Origin of the sequence: Pseudomonas sputi (assembly GCF_021603585.1) — a bacterium.
In the GTDB taxonomy this organism is placed as follows: domain Bacteria; phylum Pseudomonadota; class Gammaproteobacteria; order Pseudomonadales; family Pseudomonadaceae; genus Aquipseudomonas; species Aquipseudomonas sputi.
Map to the genome: position 1 here is coordinate 1 of NZ_BQHI01000025.1, position 22,715 is coordinate 22,715.

The window sequence follows — 22,715 nt, forward strand, 5'->3', positions numbered from 1 at the left end:
CGGTGTCGATACCTACTACGTCGACAACGTCGGCGACGTGGTGATCGAGACCGATGCCTCGCCGACCGCCTACGACCGGGTCTTCGCCTCCATCGACTACACCCTCACCGCCAACGTCGAGAACCTGCTCCTGAGCGGTACCGACAATCTCAACGGCACCGGCAACAGTTCGGGCAACCGCATCACAGGCAACGATGGCAACAACATCCTCGACGGTGGCCTCGGTGCCGACACCCTGATCGGCGGTCTGGGCAATGACACCTACATCGTCGACAACGCCGGTGACACCATCATCGAAACCAGCACCCTGGCCAGCGAAATCGACACCGTGCGTTCTTCAGTGAACTGGACCCTGGGCGACAACCTGGAAAATCTGGTACTCACCGGCACGGCCAACCTCAACGGCACTGGCAATGGTCTGAACAACGTATTGACCGGCAATACCGGCAACAACCTGCTCAATGGGGGGGCCGGCAACGACACACTCATCGGCGGGCTGGGCACTGACACCTTAACCGGTGGCAGCGGTGCAGACGTGTTCACGTTCAATGACTGGAACGAGAGTGGAGTGGGCAATCTGCGCGACGTCATCACCGACTTCAACAGCGCACAAGGCGACAAGATCGACTTGACCAAGTTTGATGCCAATCTGCTGACCGCCGGTTTCAACGGCTTCACCTTCATCGGTGCGGGCGACTTCACTGGCGCGGGCCAACTGCGATTCATCGATCACGTGCTCTCAGGCAACGTGAGCGGTAACACCGGTGCGGACTTCGAAATCCAGCTGGTGGGTGTGAACAGCTTCAGTGCCAACGATCTGGTGGCCTGATACAACCCGACACCCGACCTGTTTTCACAGGTCGGGAGCCAAACAGAAACGCCCCGATGATTCGGGGCGTTTCTGTTTGCGTCAATAACGCAGAATGTCTAGTTCAAAACCCCGAGTTCCTTGGCTCGCGCCACGGCCTGGGTGCGCCGCTCCACCCCCAGTTTGCTGTTGATATGACTGGCATGGGTTTTCACGGTGTGCAGCGAGATGAACAGTTGATCGCTGATTTCCTGATTCGAGCAACCCTGAGCGATCAGACGCAGCACCGCCAGTTCGCGGCTGCTGAGCTGTTCGGTAGCGGCGGATTCCGCAGTGGGGCGAGCCTGGGCCTGAGGGAATTGCTCGAGCAACTGCTGACCGACGACTGTCGGTGCAGTCAGTGACAGTTGCCCGCGCAACCAGTTCGCATGCTTCTTGACCAGCACATCGAAGGGTTGCAGGACGCCGCCAGCCGCCGCTTCCAACGCCTGACTCAACGCCTTACGGGCTTCGGGTTCGCGCCCACCCGCCAACAGCAACCCCACTTTCTGCGTCAGTGCCATCACGCTGAGCAGTTGCCGCCCGGTTTGCTGGCCGTTCTCCAGCAGCACGTTCAGCCGCCCTTCGGCGAGCAACGGCTGCCCCTGAATGACGTCCAGCAACGCCTGTTGCAGTTCGACGTGCAACGGCAACTGCGGATGAAACTCCGGCGGAGCCGCAGCACGTTCACCGGTGTAAGTCTGGCCCAGTCGCGCCAGCCAGGCTTCGGCCAGATCGATACGCCCCTGGGCCAGCCACAGTTCACATTTGACCAGGGTGATCATCGCCAGGTAATAGATCGGCGGAACGTCCCAGATGTGCATCAAACGTTCGGCTTCGGCCAGTTCCGCAAAGGCCTTGGCAAAATCTCCGCTGTTGCCGTCAAGCCGTGCGATCACGCAGTGACCGATCAGCACGCTGATGTCGCGACAGGCCCGCGCTTCAGTCAGGCCTGCCTGCAATCGTATCCTTGCCGCCTGAGGCTGCAACCGCATGGCAAGCAGAAAACCCTCATACAGCGTCAGTCGCGCACGCACGGCGTACAAACGCTGTGCGGACAATCCGCGCAAGCGCTCCAGTCCTTGGCGCACCTCATCGAGCGCACGCAGGATTTCGCCGCGCGCCTGCAGGACGCGGGCACGATCGTAATGCGCCAACGCCTCGAACAACGGATTACCAACCCGCTGTGCCAGCTCTAGCGACTCACGATTCAGACCACGAGCACGCCACAGATCACCGTCGGCAATCGCCAGATTGGACAAGGTCGACAGACACATCAGGCGCTGGCCGTAACGCTTGGCCGGCAGGCTTTCCAGTGCCTCGCTGCAATACTCGATGGTCTGCTCGCGATGCCCCCGCCCGCGGGCGATGATGCCCTTGAGCGCCAGCCATTGGGCCAACATCGATTTTTGTGCGGTGGCCGAAGGTGCTGGCAGAAACCGGCTCAGGTGACTGGCCAGCTCTTCGGCCGCGTCGAGCTGACAAGCCAGTCCAAGCGCCCAGCTGTACAACACGATCAGTCGCGGGGTGCTGATCAGCAGGCTGTCGGGTAAGTCCATTTTCCAGCGCAGCAGCATGCCGACGTTCTGCTCGGCCAGTAGTTGTTCCTCGGACAGGTTCTGTACCAGGTTTGCCGCGACATCGAGATGCCCGGCGCGCAAGGCCTGCTCCACCGCCTCATCGAGCAAGCCCTGCGCATTGAACCAGCGACAGGCGCGCAGGTGCAGCGTGGCGGCCGGGACTATCGCTCGGGTGATCGGCCGACTGCGCAACAGATCGGAAAACAGATGGTGATAACGATACCAGTGCCCGTGCTCGTCCAGCGGCACGAGGAACACCTGATGCGCCAGCAGAAAACGCAGGATTTCGGCGCTGTCATGGGCTTCGCGCACCGCGTCGCACAGCTCGCTGCAAAAGCGCTCCTGCGGTGCGGTGTCATAAAGAAAGGCCTGAACCTCGGCGGGCAGGCAATCGATGACTTCTTCCAACAGATATTCGCGGATCAACCCTTCTCCGCCGCTCAACGCTTGAGGCAAGGCTGATTCGGTGCCGGCTTCAGCAATCGCCAACAACCAGAAACGTAGCCCGGCCACCCAGCCTTCACTGCGCTGGATCAGGTTTTCCAGCGCCTCGCCGCGCAGGGAACTGCTGTGACGATCGAGCAGTTCCAGAGCTTCGTCGTGGGTCAGGCGCAGATCCTGTTCGTGCAGTTCCAGCAGTTGGCGTGACAGGCGCAGACGAGCCAGGTGCCAGTCCGGCCGCTGACGGCTGGTAACCATGACCAGCAGGCCATCGGGCAAATGGTTGAGGAAAAATTGCAGGCAACGGTCGAGTACCGGCCCTTGGGCGAGGTGGTAATCATCGAGTACCAGCAGCAGCGGCGAGGTCGGTAGCAGATGCAGTGCCAACTCATCGAGCAACCCGTCGAGCCATTCTTCGAAGGCAAACGGTTGGTGACGCTGACGCATTTTCAACAAACCGAGTGCGCGGCTGCCAAGTTCTGGAAAGTAGTCCTGCAGGCCCTCGAGCAAGCGCTCGAGAAAGCGTCCCGGGTCACTGTCGCGAGCGCTAAGCCCCAGCCACAGGCTTTGCCAATGGCCCGGGAGGCTTTGGCAGAACTCCACTGCCAGCGAGCTCTTGCCAAAGCCGGCCGGAGCGCTGACCAGCAACAGGCGTCCTCCGAGCCCCGCACTCAGGCGCTCGCACAAACGGGGTCGTAGTACGTAGCCATCGGGTAACGGCGGACGGAAAAAACGCCCGTCCAGTGCCGCGACGGCAACGCTTGCAGGACCCGGAAGTGGGGACAGATCAGTCATGGCCGGCTCTTGTTTGAATGGCTGTTGGCGGCGTAGCAGATGTCCGCAGACTAGCCTTAAACGGAGCGGTTATGAAGGTCGTTGCTACAAATGGCTACAAAAAGGCTACTGAAAAAGCGACAGGCAAAAAAACGCCCCGAACCAGTCGGGGCGTTTTCACGAGGATGCGGCCTCGGTTTGCAACAGCTTAGCGAACACCATCCTGGCGCAGGGCGGCTGGGGTGAAGTCGCTGGAGGCGGCGGTGAAGCCGAAGTCATACGCCCGCTTCTCTTCGTTCTTCATACCCAGTGCCAGATAGCGGCCGGACTGCAGATCGTAGAGGGTTTCAAGGGCATACCACGGCACTTGCTTGTCGTAGTAGTTCTCGGCGTGCGCCTCGGCGACGCGCCACAGTTGACCACGACCGTCGTAGTGGTCGATCACGGCCGCTTGCCAGGTGTCTTCGTCGATGAAGAAGTCACGCTTGGCGTAGATGTGACGCTGACCTTCCTTCAAGGTCGCGGTCACGTGCCAGACGCGACGCAGTTCATAACGCGCCAGATCCTGGTTGATGTGCCCGGCCTTGATGATGTCGGCGTACTTGAGTTTCGGATCGTCGAGCTTGTAGCTGTCGGAGGCAATGTACATCTCTTGCTTGCCGACCAGTTTCCAGTCGTAACGGTCCGGTGCGCCGTTAAACATGTCCAGGTTGTCGGAGGTACGCAGGCCGTCCGCCGCGGTACCCGGGCCGTCATAGGACACTTGCGGAGCGCGACGTACACGACGCTGACCGGCGTTATAGACCCACGCTGAACGCGGTTCCTTCACCTGGTCGAGGGTTTCGTGCACCAGCAACACGCCACCGGCCAGACGTGCTGGCGCGGTCACTTTCTGCTTGAAGTAGAACAGGATGTTGCCCGGGTTAGCCGGATCGTAGTCCTTCATCTTGTCGCGGAACACGAACTGGTCCTGGAAGTACACCAGATTGTAGGAGCCGTTCGGTTGCGGCGTGGCCTGGGTCACCAGACGGGTCACGCTGCCGCCACGATAGCGGGTGATGTGGTTCCAGATCACTTCCACGCCGGTTTTCGGAATCGGGAACGGCACGGCGGTGTCGAAGTTTTCAAGACCGTTACCGCCCGACACCAGCGTCGTGGTGGTGGCGTTCTTCTTGATGGCGGCGAATACCTCATCCGGCACGGTGGCACCGCGATGGGACGGATAGACCGGCATCTTGAAGGTCTCAGGGTAACGCTTGAACATCGCGTACTGGCCCGGTGCGAGCTTGGCCTTGTACTGATCGACGTTCTGCGCCGTGATGGTGAACAGTGGTTTTTCGCTGGCATACGGGTCGGACAGGAAGCCCTTGCTGTCGACGGTGCCGGCGTTCTTCGGCATCGGTTTCCAGGCCGGAATCGAGCCATCGGCGTTACCGGCCATCTCGGCCCCCATCGGGGTCAGGCTCTTGCCCAGTTTGTCCGCTTCGGCGGCAGGCACCGCCGCCATGACACCGGTCGCCAGCAGCGACAGGCCCAGAACACCGGCGTGGAACAGACTCTTTGTTATTTTCATAAATTCGTTCGTCCTGAAATGCAGTGCTTAGAAGTTCACGCCGAAGCTGAGCGCCACGAAGTCGCGGTCATCCACGGTGGTGTACTTGCCGTCGAAGAAGTTGGTGTAGGCCAGGCTCGCGGTGTAGGTGTTCTGGTACTCGGCATCGACGCCCAGGCTCACCGCCTTGCGACCTTCCTCGAAGTTGCCGCCAGGGCCTGGCGAGTAACCGCTGACGTCGTGGGACCACGCTACGTTCGGCTTGAGGTTCACACCGGCGAAGACATCGTTGTATTCCCAGATTGCACGGCCACGGTAGCCCCAGGACATGGATGTGGTGAAACCGTCGTTGTCGCAATTGCGGCTGCGGTTGTTCTGCGGCGAACCTGGTCCGGCGCCGTTGATGGTGCCGTTGTTGAGGATGTTGACGCAGGTGTTGGTGGTACCGGTAGCTGGCAATTCACCCGGCCCGTAGACCGGATCACGGCCATAACGCTTGTCGGACCGGCTCTCCAGCCCCCCCACGTAAGTCATGCCCACTTCACCCACCAGGGTCAGACGGCTGGCGCCCATGACCTGATCGAAGAAGTGCGTGAACGTAGTTTGCAGTTGAGTGATTTCCTTGCGCTCGTAGCCATGCAGGTCCTGGCCAGGTACACCGTTGAGCAGCGAGGCGTTGGCATACGGGCCGCCCAATGGACGCACACCGGCGAACAGGATGTCGGTGGAGTTCAGTTGTACCGGCGCATTCGGGCGATAGCTGATTTCACCACTCCACGCCGTACCGGTAGGCAGGGTGGTGGAGAAGCTCAGACCGTAGAGGCGGATGTCTTCAGGGTATTCGACGAAGTACTTCGAGTTGCCCGCGACCAACAGAGGCCCGAGCGCCTGAAACGGACCTGGCAATCCGGCGACGGTGTTGTAGACAGATTGCGGCGCGCCGGTGGCACTGAAGATCGGCGCACGGCTGTGGTAGTTCATGAAGTAGGCACCGAATTCGGTGTCCAGCGGTTCGAACATGTACTTGAGGGAAGCGCCCCACTGGCCGCTGTCGCGCGCATCGCGATCGCCGCCGCGAGGCACCAGCACGCCTTCTTCATTGACATTGACGCCGTTGGCCGCCAATGGCCCCAGGGCAATGGCCGGGATCTGCGAACGCTTGTTCAGCACGCGCAGGTTGTCGGTGCAACCATCGGCAATGATGTCCGGCTGAGAGAAGAAGGTGCCGCAGTTGTCGACGACGGTCTGGTCCCACTCGAGCTGGTAGAAGGCTTCGGCCGACAGGTTGTCGGTCAGGCTCTGGGACACATAGAACATGTTGACCGGAATCAGGCCTTCCTTGATCTCGGCGCCCGGACGACGGAACGCGGACACATCGATCGGGTTGATCGAGTTGATGCCGCTGCCGATGAAGGTACTTTCACCCCAGCTCACCACCTGCTTGCCCAGGCGCACGGAGCCCGGCTGATCGGCGATCGCGTAGTTGTGATAGACGAAGGCGTCGAGGATCTGACCGCCGGCGGACTTGGCGCCTTCCTTGCGGTTGCTGTCGCTGATGTCCTTGAACTGGCGGCTCTCGTCCTTCAGTTCGAAGTCGTACCAGTACTTGCCACGGACGAACACGCCGGTGTCGCCGTATTTCAGTTCGAGGTCATGGATGCCCTTGAAGATCTTCGAGAAGGTTTCGCCGCTCTTGAAGTTGGCATGGCCGTCGTCGGACGTCTGGGACAGACCGTGACCGCCGTTGTTGACGCCGATGAGGTTCTTGTTCGGGCTCTGGGTGGACCAGCTGGCACCGATCGACAGGGAGGAGTCGAACTGGCCTTCGATTTCACCGACGTTGAAACTGACGCCGAATGCTGGCCCGGCGAGCGAAGAAGCAAGACTGACGGCCAGAGGCAGCTTTGCCCGGCGCCAGAACTGGTTTACTGAGGTCATCGACGCTACTCCATGTGCATTATTGTTATGGCAGTGAGTACTTTTAAAAACGCCTGAAGGACCGGGCGCCAGAGGCTTCCCGAAATCGCTTCAATGTTGCATCGCCCCGTTCGTGCGTGTGCCCCGTTCTTAAAAATCCTTGAGCGGACTATAGCCAGCAGGTGGTACTGCTTGATCCCTCTAAAGTGTGATTTGCAGCTGCCGGCCACTCTGGAACAGTCCTTTCGCCAGTCCGACACATGTCGGCATGGCAAGGATGGCTGAAAATTCGGATTTCACAAGCCAAGCGCTTGCTTGGTGGGTCTGGCGCGCCGTTTTCGGCGCGCCAGCGGACGCTCAGAGCGTCGAGAGGAAGGTGCTGTTGTTGGCCTGCCATTCAGTGATGTCGAGGCGGATGCGCTTCTTGTCGAGCTTGCCGACACTGGTCTTGGGAATTTCAGTAACAAGCGCGATCTGGCTCGGGATCGCCCACTTGCTCAAGTGCCCCAATTCAACGAATGGCTTGAGGTGTTCCTTGAGCTCGCGCGCCCCGATGGTGTGCCCTTCACGGACCACCAGCAAGGCAAATGGACGCTCGCCCCACTGCGGATCGGCAATGCCCACCACTGCTACTTCACGTACCGCGACGTGGCGACTGATCAGGTCTTCAAGGTCCAGCGAGGAGATCCACTCGCCGCCGGTCTTGATCACGTCCTTGATCCGGTCACGGATGTCGATCACGCCCATGCTGTCGAGCGTGGCGACGTCGCCGGTGTGCAGCCAGCCGCCCGCCCACAGCTCGGCGCCCTTCTGCGGTTCGTTGAAGTAGCCCTCGGTCAGCCACGGTGCGCGCAGCACCAGTTCGCCCTGGGTCTCGCCGTCGGCCGGGAGGAAATTACCCTCGGTGTCGACGATCGCCGCTTCGACCAGTGGCCCTGGCACGCCGGCCTTGATCCGGTAGGTGGTGCGCTCGTCTTCGGTGCCCGCCATCAACTCATCATTCAGATGCGCGCACGAAACCAATGGCCCGGTTTCCGACATGCCATAGGCTGCCGTGAGCTGAATGCCCCGGGCCTTGGCCGCCTCATACAGGGAGCGGTTCAGCGCACTGCCACCGATGACGATCTTCCAGCCGCCGAAATCGGTGCCTTGGGCGCCCTTGGCGTTGAGCACCATCTGCAGGATGGTCGGCACACAGTGGGAGAACGTGACCTTTTCCTTGCGCCACAGCTCGACCAGAAACTCCGGGTCGTAACGCCCCGGATAAACCTGCTTGAGCCCGAGCATGGTCGCCACATACGGCAGGCCCCACGCATGCACGTGGAACATCGGGGTGATCGGCATGTACACGTCGTTGGTGCCCAGCAGCCGCACGCTGTCGATGGCGCCCATGATGGTCGACACGCCCATGGTGTGCAGCACCAGTTGCCGATGGGTGAAGTACACGCCTTTCGGATTGCCGGTGGTGCCCGTGGTGTAGAACGTGGTGGCGACCGAGTTTTCGTCGAAATCCTGAAAGTCGTACTGCGGACTCGCGGCCGCCAACAGTTGCTCGTACTCACCGACCAGATTCGGCAGATCGGCGGTTTTTTCCGGCAGATCGGTCAGCAGCAGGGTTTTCTCCACCGTGGTCAGGTGCGGCGCGATGGCCTGGTACAACCCGACGAACTCGCTGTTGACCAGCACAAAGCGGTCCTCGGCGTGGTTCATGGTGTAGAGAATCTGTTCCGGCGACAGGCGCACGTTGATGGTGTGGATCACCGCGCCGATCATCGGAATCGCAAACATGCACTCCAGGTAGCGATGGCTGTCCCAGTCCATCACCGCCACGGTGTCACCGGCCTTGACCCCGGCCGCCGTCAGCACGTTGGCCAGCCGCGCGACACGCTCGATCAGGGTCGGGTAGCTGTAACGCAGCTGGTCACGGTAGATGATCTCGCGGGTTTTCTCGTAACGGGCACCGGACATCAGCAGCCGTTTAATCAGCAGTGGATACTGGTACGCCCCTTCGGCGGGTGGAATAACGCGAGTCTGCAACATAAGAATCCCTTTTCTGACTGCACGGTGTTGGCGTTGGAGTTTCGTACTCTAGAACCGTTAGACGTCAGCCAAATCAGCCAAAGGAATGATTTGCAGAGCCGTACAAATGCTAGCTTTGAGCCAGCATTTGCCGGAATCCGACACCACTCAGGCCGTTTGCCCTACAGCTGCTTCAGAAGGCGTGCGTGGGAAAACCACTGCAGCGAGGAAAGTCAAAGCGCCAAAACCCGCCAGAATCAGGTAAAGCCCCACAAAACCGTGGCGCGGTTCGACATAAGAAATCAGCGGAATCGCCGTTGCGCTGGCACCGAACGATAAACAGTAACGCAAGGCAAACACCCGCGACTGCCATTGCGGCGCAACAAAGTTGGCGACCATCGAATCGTTCACCGTCACCTGACCGAACACCACGAACATGAACGCGGCACCGACGGCGATCACCGCCCAGCCATGCGAACAGCAACGGCGCCTGGCACAGCGTCAGCGCAATAAACGGCCATTTCAGGCTGACGCGATGCAACACCCGGCCGATGCTCAGTTGGGCAATCGCGCCGAAGGCATAGGCCAGGCTGACCACCACCCCGAGGGTTTGCGGCGAGGCGAACAGGTCATGCAAGCGGTCCTGAAACAGTTTTGGATAAGTCATGGTGGTGGCGTTGAACACCACCCCGCCGGTGGCCGTGGCCAGCGCCAGCACGCCGAACACCATGACCATTGAAATGCGCTGGCCTCCGGCACCCTTGAGCGCGGTGTGCGGACGCTTGGGAATCGGCTCCTCGCGCACCTGCAAGGCAAAACCGATCCCCAGCACGATCGCCACTGCACCCGGTAACAGGAAAGCCGAACGCCAACCGAACTGCGCCACCAACAGCCCGGTAATCAGCGCCGAGAACGCCACGCCGAGGTTGCCCCACATGCCGTTGATACCGATCTCGCGCCCGCGATTCTGCGCATAGGCCACCAGCATCGCCGTGCCGACCGGGTGGTAGATCGCAGCAAAAATGCCGATTAGGGTCAGGCCGATGACCAACATCGTCGGGCTGTTACTGAGGCCGGTGAAAATCGCCGACGCACCGATACCGAAGAAAAACACCAGCATCATCTGCCGCCGGCTCCAGTGATCGCGCAGCCAGCCGGCGGGTAGCGAACACGCGCCGAACGCGATGAAGCCGCCCAGCGACAGGCCGATCAGCGCGGCATAGTCGAGGGCGAAGGTCTGGGTCATGCCGAGCACGGCAGCAGGAAAAATCAGCATGAACATGTGATCGATCACATGCGCGGCGTTGATGTAGCGAATGACGTTTCTGGACTGGTTCATGACGGCACGCTTTACGTTGTAGTGAGCGCTCATGCTAAGTTGGCCGAAAAGAGCATTCCTGCCAACCAAGTCATCGAATCAGACATGTTGATCAGCCATTTTGAACACGGCCCGGTAAGCGCCTATCCCCGCGACTATCTGGACGGTGCGCACCAGCCGCTGCACCTGCACCGCGAGGCGCAATTGCTCTATGCCGTGAGCGGCGTGATGCGGGTGGTGACGGCGCAAGGCGCCTGGGTGCTTCCGCCGAGTCGTGCGGTCTGGATTCCGCCTGAGGTCGCCCACGAGATTTTCATGTCCGGCGATGTACAGATGCGTTCATTGTTCATCGCCCCCGAACTGTCGCCCGCCAGCCTGCGCAACTGCTGCGTGCTGGCGGTGACACCATTGCTGCGCGAGCTGATCCTGCGCGCGGTGCAGGGCCCGCCGCATGCCGACAATCCGCTGATACAGCAACTGATGCTGGAAGAACTCGCCAGCCTCGAAAACCTGCCGCTGCACATCCCGATGCCCAGTGACCGACGCCTGCAAGGGATTTGCCTGGCGCTGTTGCGTGCGCCGGATCATCCCAACACCCTGGAAGACTGGGCGCAGCAGGTGGGCGCCAGCTCACGCACATTGGCGCGGCTGTTTCAGCAACAACTGAAAATGAATTTCAATGCCTGGCGCCAGCAATTGCGCCTGATGGAAGCCCTGCCCCGCCTGCTCGCCGGGGACAGCGTGCAGAGCGTGGCGCGGGATCTGGGTTACGGCAGCGCGCGGGCGTTCAGCGCGATGTTTCGCCGTTTGCTCGGGGACAATCCCCGGGAGTACCTCAACGCCCTGAATCAGCTCAGCTCGATCAATGCATCTCGGTGAACGCGAGTTTCACGCCAATCGCGATCAGTACAGCGCCCATGGTGCGGTCGAACCAGTGGCCCATGCGGGCGAAACCGGCGCGCACGCGCTGCTGGCTGAACAACATGGCTACCAGGCAGAACCAGGTGGCGGTCGCGACGGCGAGATAAATGCCGTAACCGGCCTGGACTGTCAGCGGGGTATGCGGGTTGATCACCACGGTGAACAGCGACAGGAAGAACAGCGTGGCTTTCGGGTTCAGACCATTGGTCACGAAACCCGAGGTGAACGCGCCACGGGCGGTGCGCTCGCCGGCTTCCTTGTGCAGGTCATCGGTGACGGTTTTCGCCGGTTGCGCGCGCAGGGCCTTGAAGCCGATATACAGCAGATACGCGGCCGCCGCCCACTTCAGGGCGTTGAACAACACGATCGATTGGGAAACGATCAGCCCGATCCCCAGCAGCGAATAGCCGACGTGCAGGAAAATCGCCGTGCCCACACCCAGCGCCGTCCAGGTCCCGGCGCGTCGACCATGGGTCACACTTTCACGCACCACCACGGCGAAATCAGGACCGGGGCTGGCAACGGCCAACAGATGGATCAGGGCAACGGTCAAGAATTCGGTCCAGTACATGGGGGCTCCTTTCGGCCAAGCGTAACGAGTTGTTTCATCTGGTAGGCTCGGCAGATTACGCCTTCCCTTCAAAGCACGACAGGTACAGTTGATGACGAACGTCCACCGCGCCGTATTCCTCGATCACCCTTCGCTGGATCTTGGTGATCTCGATCTGAGCCCTTTGCGTGATTGCTTCAGTGATCTGCAACTGTTCGTCCAGACGCTGCCTGCGCAGGTGGTCGAACGCCTGCAGGGTGCGACCGTGGCGATCAGCAACAAAGTCCTGATCGACGCCGCCGCCATGGCCGCCAACCCACAGCTGAAGCTGATCCTGATTACCGCCACCGGCACCAACAACGTCGATCTGGCCGCCGCACGCGCCCACGGCATCACCGTATGCAACTGCCAGGGTTACGGCACGCCGTCGGTGGCGCAGCACACGATCATGCTGCTGCTCAACCTCGCCACGCGTCTGGCCGACTACCAGAAAGCTGTCGCTGAAGGCCGCTGGCAGCAGGCGAAACAGTTCTGCCTGCTGGATTACCCGATCGTCGAACTGGAAGGCAAAACCCTTGGCCTGCTCGGTCACGGCGAATTGGGCGGTGCAGTCGCGCGTCTGGCCGAAGCCTTCGGCATGCGCGTACTGCTGGGGCAGATTCCGGGGCGCCCTGCCCGTGCGGATCGCCTGCCGCTGGAAGAGTTGCTGCCGCAGATCGACGCCCTCACCCTGCACTGCCCGCTCAACGAACATACCCGGCATTTCATCGGCGCCCGCGAACTCGCCTCAATGAAACCCGGCGCCTTCGTGGTCAACACCGCCCGTGGCGGGCTGATCGACGAACAGGCCCTGGCCGATGCCCTGCGCAGCGGTCATCTGGGCGGTGCCGCCACCGACGTGCTGAGCGTCGAGCCGCCGACCCAAGGCAATCCGCTGCTGGCCGCCGACATCCCGCGCCTGATCGTCACCCCGCACAATGCCTGGGGCAGCCGCGAAGCGCGGCAGCGCATCGTCGGCCAACTGGTGGAAAACACCCAGGCGTTCTACAGCGGTAAGGCGCTGCGGGTCGTCAGTTGATAAACTGCGGGACTTTTTTCACAGGAGCAGTTATGGATCCGCGCAGTGAAGTACTGCTTCGTCAGGCCGAGTTATTCCAGGGTTCGGTGTTGCTGGCCGGTTTGCCTGCCGATGATCTTTTGGGGCGCCTGCCCGAGGCGTTTGGCTGGTGCTGGCACGCCGGCGATCAGGCTGCGCTGGATGCGCGCTTCGAAGGCCGCAGCCATTTTGGCGTGAACGTTCCGGAACGCGAATTCACCAACGCCGTGGTGTTTCTGCCAAAAGCCAAGGACCTGACCGATTACCTCCTCAATGCCGTGGCTTCGCGCCTGGCCGGGCGTGAGGTGTATCTGGTCGGGGAAAAACGCAGCGGTATCGAAGGCGCCTCCAAACAGCTCAACCCGTTCGGCAAGCCGCGCAAGCTCGACAGCGCGCGGCATTGCCAGCTGTGGCAAGTGACCGTGGCCAACGCTCCCGAAGCCAAACCGCTGGAAAGCCTGGCACAGACCTACGAACTGCCGCTGGCCGAAGGCCCGTTGAAAGTCATCAACCTGCCGGGCGTGTTCAGCCACGGCCGACTGGATCGCGGCAGCGCCCTGCTGCTGGAACACCTGGACAAACTGCCGAGCGGTCATTTGCTGGATTTCGGTTGCGGCGCCGGCGTGCTCGGCGCGGCGGTCAAGCGCCGTTACCCGCACAATCAGGTCACGTTGCTCGACGTTGATGCGTTCGCGGCCGCCAGCAGCCGGTTGACCCTGGCGGCCAATGGTCTGGAAGCCGAGGTGCTGACCGGTGATGGAATCGATGCCGCGCCGATGGGATTGAACGCGATCCTGAGCAACCCGCCGTTCCATGTCGGCGTGCACACCGATTATTTCGCTACCGAGAACTTGCTGCGAAAAGCGGCCAAACATCTGAAAAACGGCGGTGAACTTCGCTTGGTTGCCAACAGCTTCCTGAAGTATCAACCGTTGATCGAAGAGCATCTCGGGGTCTGTGCGATCAAGGCCGAAGGCAACGGATTCCGGATTTACCGGGCCAAGCGCGGCTGAAACTTCTTTTAAAAAAGAGGCTTGCTCAATCGGATTTGCCTAGGCAGAATCCGCTCCGTCCTAGGGGAGTAGTCTCCCACGAGCGCCATGCTCGTCCGGCATACGTCAACATACTTGATCCTCAGATCATGGCGTATGCGACCCAAGCGTCCGCAGCAGACGGATCGCAGGGTTTGACAAGACCTATGACACGCACACCTTACCCGGGGCGGGAAGGCTGTACGTGTCATAGCCGTGTCGACCCGCCCCTTAGGAAATCCTGATGCTGGACTCGTTACTCGTTCCCACCGCAATCGTTGCCTTGGCCGAAATCGGCGACAAGACGCAACTGCTCGCGCTGATTCTCGCCGCTCGCTTTCGCAAACCCTGGCCGATCATCGCCGGTATCGTCGCTGCGACTCTGGCCAACCACGCGGCAGCCGGTGCGGTCGGCGCCTGGTTCGGCAGTTTCTTCTCTGATTCGGTCCTGCACTGGATCCTCGCCGCGAGTTTTGCCGCCACCGCCCTGTGGACGCTGGTGCCGGACAAGATGGATGACGACGAAGCCAGCACCGCCCGCAAGTTCGGGCCATTCCTGACCACCCTGATCGCGTTCTTCCTGGCGGAAATCGGTGACAAGACCCAGATCGCTACGGTGATGCTGGCAGCGCAATATCCGGAGCTGTGGCTGGTGATCATCGGTACGACGGCGGGCATGCTGATCGCCAACGTGCCGGTGGTACTGGCGGGTAATTTTGCGGCGGAGAAACTGCCGCTGACCCTGATCCGTCGACTGGCCGCCTCGGCGTTCCTGATCCTGGCGATCGTCGCGGTGTACAAGGCGATGCAGAGCAGCGGCTGGGTTTGATCCGGCAGATCGCTCCCCCACTCAGCGGGGGAGCGATCATTGTTTCAGGACTTGGGCGCTTTCTCGTAAAGCGGCATGACCTTCGGAATCGCCGCCTGCAAGGCAGCCGTGCGACTGCTGGAAGATGGGTGAGTGCTCATGAACTCCGGTGGCGCACCTTCAGAGGCCTTGCTCATCTTGTTCCACAGGGTGATGGCGGCATTCGGGTTGTACCCGGCGCGCGCAGCCAGCTCCAGACCGATCAGGTCGGCTTCGTTCTCGTTGGCGCGGCTGTTGGGCAAGGTCATGCCGTAGTTGGCCACGGTGTCGGCCAGCGCCAGACTGTCCTGGCCCAGACCGAGCAACGCACCGGCACCCTGCTTGGCCATTTCAATGCCATAGGCCTTGGACATGGCCTCACGACCATGCTCACGCAGGGCGTGAGCAATCTCATGGCCCATGACCGCAGCGATTTCATCGTCGGTGAGTTTCAGACTGTCGATCAGCCCGGTATAGAAAATGATCTTGCCGCCAGGACCGCAGTTGGCATTGAGCTCGTCGCTCTTGATCAGGTTCACTTCCCATTTCCACTGCGCAGCGTCCGGACGAAAGTTCGGTGCCTGGGCAATCAAGCGGTTGGCAATCGCCTGAACACGCTTGGCATCGTTGCTGGTCTTGTCCAGCACGCCTTTGCTGGACGCCTCGCCCACGGTCTTCTGATAGGACTGGGCATACATCTGGTCGACCTCTTGCGAGGACAGCATGCTGAACATGTACTGCTTGCGTTCCACGCCCACGGCACCGCCACTGGTGGTGTTGACCGACTGACAACCGGCCAGCAACAACGCTGCGCTCAGTGCACTTACAACCAATGTCTTGTTCATTCAAAAGCTCCCTGAAAACCTGCCGCGTATCCTAGGCGGGTAATGGTATCGACGCCAGATACAACGGACGTGTTGCACCTGTTTTCAGAAGACACGCTTCTGACCTGTAGGAAAAAATTCATATCCACCTCCGAGCGCACTGCCACTGCGGCGCCCACTGATCCATTTGCGACATTCAGATTCACTTCGCCTCATGGCGCAATAGTGGCTGCCGATACAACAGCGCAGACGTCCTCTCGCGTGCGGAGCTCCCATGAAGTTCAAGTCGATCCAGTTTTCCGTGGCCGCCCTGGCCGGCGCCATCGTGCTCAGCGTAGTTGCCGCGCTGGTGCTGTATGCGCTGTTCTCCGGTGCCCGCACCCAGGAGATGGTCCAGCAACGGACCCAGGCCCAGTTCGAACAAGTCATCGAACAACGCCTGACCTCGCTGGCGCAGACCCAAGTCAGCCAGATCCAGCGCGAGCTGGAAGCGCCGCTGTTGATTGCCGGCGGACTGGTACGCGTCAACGCCCTGCTCGGCACACCGGGCACCGACGGCCAGCCACGCCTGACCGTAAGCCGTGAGCAACTGATCAGCCTGATCAAGGAAAACGTCGAGAAGAACCCGAAGATTCTCGGCACCTACATCGGCTGGGAAAAAAATGCGCTGGATCATAATGACGCGGCCTACGTCGGCACCCAGGTTGTCGGCATCGACCCTGGCAACGGCCGCTTCCTGCCGTGGTGGTTTCGCAATGACGACGGCACCCTGGGCCTGGACAAACTGGTGGACGTCGACGACCAGAAAGTCCTGTCCACCGGCGTGCGCGCCAGCGAGTACTATCTGTGCTCGAAAGAAACCAAGAAATCCTGCGTGATCGATCCGGCCCCGTACAAGGTCGGCGACAAGATCGTCATGCTCGCCTCCTTCATTGAACCGATCATGCTCAACGGCGCCTTCCAGGGCATCGTCGGCGCCGACCTGTCGGTGAACTTCATCCAGGAAATGCTCCTGGCTGCGAACCAGAAACTCTACAGCGGCGCCGGGCAAATGGCCCTGATCGGCAGCAATGGCCGGATCGTTGCCTACACCAAGGATCCGAGCAAATTCGGCGAGAAGGTCAGCGATATCCTCGACGCCCAGCAGATTGCCAACATGGCCAGTCTCAAGCGCGGCGAAGTGACTTACACCGTCAATAAAGAGCAAGGCCGGATCGAGCTGTACTTGCCGTTCGGTATCGGCCAGACCGAGGCGCGCTGGACCCTGATGCTGCAACTGCCGCTCGACGCGGTGATGGCGGATCTGCAAAAGCTGCAAGGCGACCTCGACGCCCAGCGCAAGTCCGACACCTTCGGCATGGCCATGGTCGGTCTGATCATTGCCGGTCTCGGCTTGCTGGTGATCTGGCTGGTGGGCCACGGCATCGCCCGTCCGCTCAAACAAATGGTGACCATGCTCGATGACATCGCCCAGGGCGAAGGTGACCTGACCCGTCGCTTGAGCAGTGACCGCAAGGACGAACTCGGTTCAATCGCCAAAGGCTTCAATACTTTCCTCGCCAAGCTGCAGGGGATGATCACGCAGGTGGTGTCGTCGGTGCAGAGCGTCAGCGATTCCTCGGAGCACACGGCGGACATCGCGATCCGTACCAATATCGGCATTCAGAAACAGATGGCCGAGATCGATCAGGTGGCCACCGCGGTGCAGGAAATGACCGCCACCGCACAAGACGTGGCGCGCAATGCGACCCAGGCGGCACAAGCCGCCAGCCACGCCGATCAGGCGGCCAGTCAGGGCATGCAGATCGTGCGCGACACCTCCAACTCGATTGGCGTGCTGGCCGTGGAAATCGGCAAGGCCGTGGACGTGGTGCAGACACTGGCCAAGGACAGCGAAAACATCAACGCGATCCTCATCGCCATTCGCGGGATCGCCGAGCAGACCAACCTGCTGGCCCTCAACGCGGCGATTGAAGCGGCGCGTGCCGGTGAGCAGGGTCGCGGGTTTGCCGTGGTGGCCGACGAAGTGCGCAACCTGGCGCAGAAAACCCAGAAGGCCACCGAAGAAATCCAGAGCATGATCCAGCAACTGCAACAGGGCACTCGCGATGTGGTGCGGGTCATGGAGGACAGCCAGAACCGCACCGACGAAAGTGTGCAGCACGCGGCGAAGGCCGCCGAAGCACTGGAAACGATTACTCAGGCGGTTTCGGTGATCAATGACATGAACACACAGATCGCCAGCGCCGCCGAAGAACAGAGCGCGGTGGCCGACGACATCAACCGCAACGTGATCAACATCGGTCAGGTGGCGAATGAGGTGGCCGGCGGTGCGGATGAATCGAGTTCGGCCAGTGCCGATCTGACCAAGCTGGCGGAGCAGCAGCGGCGGTTGATCAATCAGTTCAAGGTCTAGCCGACAGTGATCGTTCCCACGCTCGGCGCGGGAACGATCACTGCAGGGTCAGGCCGGGGTCAAACACTCCGGCCCATTGAGTTTCGGATCATTGACCAGGTTCGCCAGCACCCGCTCGCGCAAGGCGGCAGGCTCGCTGGCGAGCAAACCCTGCAGGACGTGCAACGGCGTTTCAGGATCAAGCCACGCCGCCTGCCCCGCCTCATCGAGAATCAACGGCCGGCGCTGACTGGCGGCCGGTTGTGTTATTACCGCCGTACTCAGCCAGACTTGCTCCTGCACCGGATACGCTTCCCAGATCGCCGCAAAAAACAACGAAGAACCCTCCCCCGGCGTCAGCCAGTACGGGCGCTTGCGCGTGGTGCCGCGCCATTCGTAGAAGCCGTTGGCCGGCAGCAGACAGCGACGCAGACGCAGGGCTTCACGGAACATCGGCTGCTCGGCGACGGTTTCGGCCCGGGCGTGGGCCGGGGTACGTGACAGGTCGGTCAGCCACGGCGGCGTCAGCCCCCAACGCGCACGGGCCAGCGTGCGCTGGCCGTCGGGTTCGGCGCGCAGCATCAACACCGAATCGTTGGGGGAAATGTTCCACTGCGCCTGCTGATCGGCAGGAAAACCTGGCAGGCTCGCAAAATCGCGGTTCCAGCGAAACAGGGCATAACGTCCACACATGGGGCAGCACGACTCACAAATAAAACGAACGCCAGCCTAACAGACCAGCGTCCCGGGATAGCCATCCGGTTCATCGCCGGGCAGCGGCAGCGCGGCATTGTACGCACGGATCAGCTCGCGGGCGTATTCGGCCTGGTCGTTATCGACCGACAGGCCCAACAGGCCGAAAATCGGCAACTCCCCCGTACCGCCCAGCAAATCGCGCCCGACCAGATGCGCCTCGATGCCCTCGCTGGCGAGCATGCCCTTGAGCATCTCGCCCTCCATCAGGTTTTCCGGCTCGTAGATTCGCTGCATGGCCGCGCCTCACTCGTTTTCGCTGAAGACTTCCAGAAACCAGTCCTCTCCATGGACCTGCAACACAAAGGTGATCGGCCGACAACAGACCTGACAGTCTTCAATATAGGTCTGGTCGCCAGCGGAGAGATCCACGGTCGTCTCGACCTCTTCACCACAATACGGACATTCATATACTGCGCTTTCCAGCATCGCGGTCTCCCGGGTGACTTGTGCGTATAATCGCCGGTCTATTTGCAGGGCTATTTTTGTCTGGCTACTTTTTCAGACCGTGCCCCGTTGGTTTTCGATCAAAACCTTTACTTACCCTAGCCGTTTCCAACAAGAGAGCATGATGGGCGAATTCGATGCCATCCGACCTTACGACGACAGCGAAGTACCTGCGGTACTGGCGCGACTGCTCGGCGACAAGGCGTTTCTAGATATCCTCACCCACTTCCGCTTCCCGCGTTTTGCCGGTGCCTTCGGCTGGATGCTCAAACCCCTTATAGCCCATCGGCTGCGTCGTGAGTTTGCCGACGTGACCTCCGTGGCCACTTTGCAGGACAAGGTCGAGTTCTACGTCGACCACACCATCGAGCGCGCCACCGATGGCGTGACCTACACCGGTGTCGAACAATTCAAGTCCGGCAGCGCCTACCTGTTCATCGCCAACCACCGCGACATCGTGATGGACCCGGCCTTCGTCAATTACGCCGTGTACCACGCCGGCCTGCCGACGCCGCGTATCGCGATTGGCGACAACCTGCTGCAAAAGCCGTTCGTCAGCGACCTGATGCGCTTGAACAAGAGCTTCATCGTGCACCGTTCGATCACCGGGCGCCGCGAGAAAATGGCGGCGTATCAATTGCTGTCGGCCTACATCAACCACTCGATCCGCAATGATTGCGCCTCGATCTGGATCGCCCAGGCCGAAGGTCGGGCCAAGGACGGCGACGATCGTACCGAGTCGGCGATCCTCAAGATGTTCCACATGAGCCGCAAGGACGAGCCGTTCGGCGAGGTCATCCAGTCGCTGAACCTGACTCCGGTGTCGATCAGCTACGAATACGACCCGTGCGACCAGGCCAAGGCCCGTGAGCTGTACATCCGCGCCACCACCGGCACCTACAGCAAGGCGCCGGGCGAGGATGACGTGAGCATCGCCAAGGGCATCACCGGCTACAAGGGCCGGGTGCACGTGAACTTCGCTGCGCCGATCACCGAGCTGTTCGAGGACACCAAGCAATTGGCGGTCGAGATGGACAAGCAGATTCTCGGCGGCTACCGGTTGTTCCCGGTGCATTACCTGGCGTATGCGCAGTGGGCCGATGCCGATCCGCAGTTGAACGTGCCGAAGGCTGCCGACGTGTTCGGTGCCGAGGAACTGGCCAAGGCCCAGGAAGAGTGGCAGAGCCGTCTGGACGCTTGCCCGCAAGAGCATCGTCCGTATCTGGTGCTGCAATATGCGACGCCAGTGCGCAATCAGTACCGGGTCAAGGCTGGCTTGCCGCTGTAAGCGGTTTTGGCCGGATACAAGAACGGCGCCTTCGGGCGCCGTTCTTCGTTCAGAAGCGGGTACTGATCCAGGACACCAGCAACGCCAGCCCCAGGCAGGCAAAACCGAAGCGGTAGAAGAAGCGGTTCATGCGCAGGGTCGCCCAATCGAGCACCGGTTCCTGATTCGGCTGACTTTGGCGCTGGGCCGCGATACTGGCCATCGCCCGTTGTTCACGGCGACGGGTCGCGTGCAGCAGCCAACTGCCGGGGAAGGCCAACAGCAGGGCCAGCAGGTTGATCAGTTTGGCGGGATGGGCGGTAAACAGCGTCATCAAGTGCAGCGACATCACAGACCTCAATCTAGACCGGTATGGCGAGCGCCAGATCGACGACCGCGGCGCGGATTCTACCGGAACCCTCCCCGCCAACCCCAGTCTTTACGACAAATAACCCATCAATCGACCGATGGCTGTCCTGTGTCACGGCATCGTCATTTGTTTCAGTCACCCTGCGCGCCTCGAAACCGACACGGAACGCGACATGCTTCACGCTGAAAACCAGGATCGCCTGTACCTCATCTCCCCGTCCGACGAGCAGCAAACCCTCGTCGGCAGCCTGGCCTTCAATGTTCAGGACCGTCACTGGCTGGTGTATTGCGCCCTCGGCGGGCACCAGCACGCGGACTTGCCCGAGACCGACCTGCTGACCGGCGTCAGCGTCCTCGACTTCTATTCCCAGGCCGCCTGAACGAAAAAAGCCCGGGGCCATCACTGGCTCCGGGCTTTTTCACATCTGGTGCATGGCTTATTCGGCGAGGATCTGGCCTATGGACGGATCCTTGAACAGACGGGTCAACGCATCGCTCAGCACATCGCTGACCAGTTTGGTGTTGGTTTCCTGGTTCGGCGCCATGCCGAAACGCTGGTCCAGCGAGGCGCCGTAACGGCCGCTGTAGCGACGGTTGCCGCTCTGCACGTCGGAGCGGAAGGTCGCGCCGATGGTGGCCTCGGTCACGTACATGCCTTCTTTCGGCGACTGGTATTTCAGCTCAGTCAGGGTCACGGTCAGTTGTGGAGCATTCATCGCACCGCTGGACGGGGTGAAGCCCAGCAGACGTACGGCCGCTTCGGCCTGGGCCTGCAACTTCGGCAGGATCTGCTCGCGCTGCACGGTGATGGCGCTGGTTTCCGGGTACAGGCCGCCACGGGTGCCGAGGGTTGGTGACGGACGACCGTCAACCACGCGAACCACGACAGGCTGGCCATGGCCGACCGGTGCCAGCTGAGTGGTCAGCTTCGGTTCCGGGCTCAGTTGTTGCGGGCTGTGGGCGCAGCCAACCAGGGTCAAACTGGTCACAGTGATCAAACCGAACAACAGGCGTTGCAACATGCTCTTCTCTCCAGAATCAGGCACAGACAGGCCGGCAGTATAGCGGTGGGCCACTGTGGGTCACCAGCACTGAAATCTCTGACAAAGCCCGCCGCCAGCGGTTCCTGTCACACATTCTTCACCCCCCATACACGTGCGCGTCACGCCCCTTTGACAATCTTCCTCACAGATTCCCAAAAGGAGCACTGTCATGCGCTATCTGATCTCGTTGTTCGCCCCCCGCCCGCTGCACCGCAGCTTTGCCCTGCTCGACCGCAACGGCCATTGCCAGGCCTTCAAGCAATGCAGCCTGCAACCGATGGGTGACGGCTGGGTGGAAATCGAGGAAATCCGTCTCAACTGGCTGCACCAGCCACTGCCCGCCAGCGCCCGGGTCGAACAGCAGCGCCCACGCGCACGCGCTCAGGCAATGTTGAGCATCTGACCGGATGCCTAATAAAAGTCATTAAACTCGACCAACTCCGCGCATTTCTTCGATACAATCTCCCCCCGATTATAAGGACGTCTCCTGATCGGGCCCCGCAACAGCGTCAATGCGCTTGCATTGGCATCCAAATCGCCCACAGAGAGCCGCCCACACAGATCGAGTGAAGCTGGCGTGCTTGCTGTTTCCCTGGCAAATCCCGCTTTTCGCGAATCTGCAGAGCTGTCATGACGCTCGGCCACTGAGTAGTTTGCCCCTCCGGGCACGGTGCCAGCCCCGGACAGCCCTTTTTGAGGTTCACGTCTTCAAAAGAGCGTGAAA

Annotated in this window: 20 protein-coding genes, 2 pseudogenes and 1 riboswitch; of the genes and pseudogenes, 10 read left to right on the top strand and 12 right to left on the bottom strand. The window is 61.0% G+C overall.

Translation table 11 applies throughout. From position 1 onward, the window contains the following. The coding region (locus tag L6D81_RS24005; protein WP_276574232.1) for a calcium-binding protein at positions 1–829 on the top strand (829 nt) is incomplete at its 5' end. A gap of 98 nt (positions 830–927) precedes the next feature. Here L6D81_RS24005 and L6D81_RS24010 read toward each other — a convergent pair. The 5 genes and pseudogenes from L6D81_RS24010 to L6D81_RS24030 all read right to left on the bottom strand — a co-directional run bounded on the left by L6D81_RS24010 (position 928) and on the right by L6D81_RS24030 (position 10,469). Beyond that, the gene (locus L6D81_RS24010; RefSeq protein WP_236182206.1) at positions 928–3,663 is read right to left on the bottom strand and encodes a winged helix-turn-helix domain-containing protein; all 2,736 of its coding nucleotides are present in this window, start codon (positions 3,661–3,663) and stop codon (positions 928–930) included. A gap of 187 nt (positions 3,664–3,850) precedes the next feature. Continuing rightward, entirely contained in the window at positions 3,851–5,215 is a 1,365-nt protein-coding gene (locus L6D81_RS24015) for a DUF1329 domain-containing protein (RefSeq protein WP_236182207.1), read from the bottom strand. A 27-nt stretch (positions 5,216–5,242) separates the two neighbouring features. Next, the gene (locus L6D81_RS24020) at positions 5,243–7,132 is read right to left on the bottom strand and encodes a DUF1302 domain-containing protein (RefSeq protein ID WP_236182208.1); all 1,890 of its coding nucleotides are present in this window, start codon (positions 7,130–7,132) and stop codon (positions 5,243–5,245) included. A gap of 336 nt (positions 7,133–7,468) precedes the next feature. After that, on the bottom strand, positions 7,469–9,151 hold the full coding sequence (locus tag L6D81_RS24025) for a fatty acid--CoA ligase (RefSeq protein WP_236182209.1): 1,683 nt from the start codon (positions 9,149–9,151) through the stop codon (positions 7,469–7,471). 147 nt (positions 9,152–9,298) lie between these two features. Beyond that, positions 9,299–10,469: pseudogene (locus tag L6D81_RS24030) on the bottom strand (MFS transporter). A gap of 84 nt (positions 10,470–10,553) precedes the next feature. On the opposite strand from L6D81_RS24030, the gene L6D81_RS24035 reads away from it, so the two are divergent. Beyond that, positions 10,554–11,327 carry an AraC family transcriptional regulator gene (locus tag L6D81_RS24035; RefSeq protein ID WP_236182210.1) on the top strand — a complete coding sequence of 258 codons (774 nt, stop codon included), beginning with the start codon at positions 10,554–10,556 and terminating at the stop codon, positions 11,325–11,327. On the opposite strand, the gene L6D81_RS24040 is transcribed toward L6D81_RS24035, so the two are convergent. Beyond that, the gene (locus tag L6D81_RS24040) at positions 11,311–11,940 is read right to left on the bottom strand and encodes a LysE family translocator (protein ID WP_007956831.1); all 630 of its coding nucleotides are present in this window, start codon (positions 11,938–11,940) and stop codon (positions 11,311–11,313) included. The two genes, L6D81_RS24035 and L6D81_RS24040, sit on opposite strands and share 17 nt — an antisense overlap. A 91-nt stretch (positions 11,941–12,031) precedes the next feature. On the opposite strand from L6D81_RS24040, the gene L6D81_RS24045 reads away from it, so the two are divergent. From L6D81_RS24045 to L6D81_RS24055, 3 genes are all read left to right on the top strand, one after another. After that, entirely contained in the window at positions 12,032–12,997 is a 966-nt protein-coding gene (locus L6D81_RS24045) for a 2-hydroxyacid dehydrogenase (RefSeq protein WP_236182211.1), read from the top strand. 32 nt (positions 12,998–13,029) lie between these two features. After that, positions 13,030–14,028, top strand: a complete 999-nt coding sequence (locus tag L6D81_RS24050; protein ID WP_236182212.1) for a class I SAM-dependent methyltransferase — start codon at positions 13,030–13,032, stop codon at positions 14,026–14,028. 50 nt (positions 14,029–14,078) lie between these two features. Further along, positions 14,079–14,203: riboswitch (yybP-ykoY riboswitch) on the top strand. Between the two features lie 87 nt (positions 14,204–14,290). Next, the gene (locus L6D81_RS24055; protein WP_007956837.1) at positions 14,291–14,875 is read left to right on the top strand and encodes a TMEM165/GDT1 family protein; all 585 of its coding nucleotides are present in this window, start codon (positions 14,291–14,293) and stop codon (positions 14,873–14,875) included. Positions 14,876–14,919: 44 nt separating this feature from the next. Here L6D81_RS24055 and L6D81_RS24060 read toward each other — a convergent pair whose 3' ends face one another. Next, the gene (locus L6D81_RS24060) at positions 14,920–15,738 is read right to left on the bottom strand and encodes a M48 family metallopeptidase (protein WP_192562371.1); all 819 of its coding nucleotides are present in this window, start codon (positions 15,736–15,738) and stop codon (positions 14,920–14,922) included. Between the two features lie 1,342 nt (positions 15,739–17,080). Here L6D81_RS24060 and L6D81_RS29745 point away from each other — a divergent pair. Both L6D81_RS29745 and L6D81_RS29750 read left to right on the top strand, forming a co-directional pair. Further along, positions 17,081–17,275 (top strand): annotated as a pseudogene (locus tag L6D81_RS29745) (HAMP domain-containing protein); the annotation flags it as partial. Positions 17,276–17,389: 114 nt separating this feature from the next. Then, entirely contained in the window at positions 17,390–18,133 is a 744-nt protein-coding gene (locus L6D81_RS29750) for a methyl-accepting chemotaxis protein (RefSeq protein ID WP_371857322.1), read from the top strand. 48 nt (positions 18,134–18,181) lie between these two features. Here the strand turns inward: L6D81_RS29750 and L6D81_RS24070 are convergent, their stop codons facing one another. Genes L6D81_RS24070 through L6D81_RS24080 form a run of 3 tightly spaced genes read right to left on the bottom strand, consistent with a single transcriptional unit; the run spans position 18,182 to position 19,294 of the window. Continuing rightward, complete coding sequence (locus L6D81_RS24070) at positions 18,182–18,805, bottom strand: SOS response-associated peptidase (protein ID WP_236182214.1); 624 nt, start codon at positions 18,803–18,805, stop codon at positions 18,182–18,184. 36 nt (positions 18,806–18,841) lie between these two features. After that, positions 18,842–19,102 carry a putative signal transducing protein gene (locus L6D81_RS24075; protein WP_236182215.1) on the bottom strand — a complete coding sequence of 87 codons (261 nt, stop codon included), beginning with the start codon at positions 19,100–19,102 and terminating at the stop codon, positions 18,842–18,844. 9 nt (positions 19,103–19,111) lie between these two features. Continuing rightward, positions 19,112–19,294 (bottom strand): CPXCG motif-containing cysteine-rich protein, encoded by a 183-nt coding sequence (locus L6D81_RS24080; protein WP_011335896.1) that lies wholly within the window; start codon positions 19,292–19,294, stop codon positions 19,112–19,114. 142 nt (positions 19,295–19,436) lie between these two features. Here L6D81_RS24080 and L6D81_RS24085 point away from each other — a divergent pair, with 142 nt between their 5' ends. After that, positions 19,437–20,600 carry a 1-acyl-sn-glycerol-3-phosphate acyltransferase gene (locus tag L6D81_RS24085; protein WP_236182216.1) on the top strand — a complete coding sequence of 388 codons (1,164 nt, stop codon included), beginning with the start codon at positions 19,437–19,439 and terminating at the stop codon, positions 20,598–20,600. 49 nt (positions 20,601–20,649) lie between these two features. Here L6D81_RS24085 and L6D81_RS24090 read toward each other — a convergent pair whose 3' ends face one another. Then, positions 20,650–20,928 (bottom strand): hypothetical protein, encoded by a 279-nt coding sequence (locus tag L6D81_RS24090; RefSeq protein WP_007951673.1) that lies wholly within the window; start codon positions 20,926–20,928, stop codon positions 20,650–20,652. Positions 20,929–21,121: 193 nt separating this feature from the next. Between L6D81_RS24090 and L6D81_RS24095 the strand changes: the two genes are divergently transcribed. Then, complete coding sequence (locus L6D81_RS24095; protein ID WP_039766399.1) at positions 21,122–21,328, top strand: hypothetical protein; 207 nt, start codon at positions 21,122–21,124, stop codon at positions 21,326–21,328. 57 nt (positions 21,329–21,385) lie between these two features. Here L6D81_RS24095 and L6D81_RS24100 read toward each other — a convergent pair whose 3' ends face one another. Further along, the gene (locus L6D81_RS24100; RefSeq protein ID WP_236182217.1) at positions 21,386–21,970 is read right to left on the bottom strand and encodes a YajG family lipoprotein; all 585 of its coding nucleotides are present in this window, start codon (positions 21,968–21,970) and stop codon (positions 21,386–21,388) included. Positions 21,971–22,160: 190 nt separating this feature from the next. Between L6D81_RS24100 and L6D81_RS24105 the strand changes: the two genes are divergently transcribed. Continuing rightward, entirely contained in the window at positions 22,161–22,394 is a 234-nt protein-coding gene (locus L6D81_RS24105; protein WP_039766297.1) for a hypothetical protein, read from the top strand. Positions 22,395–22,715: the final 321 nt, after the last annotated feature.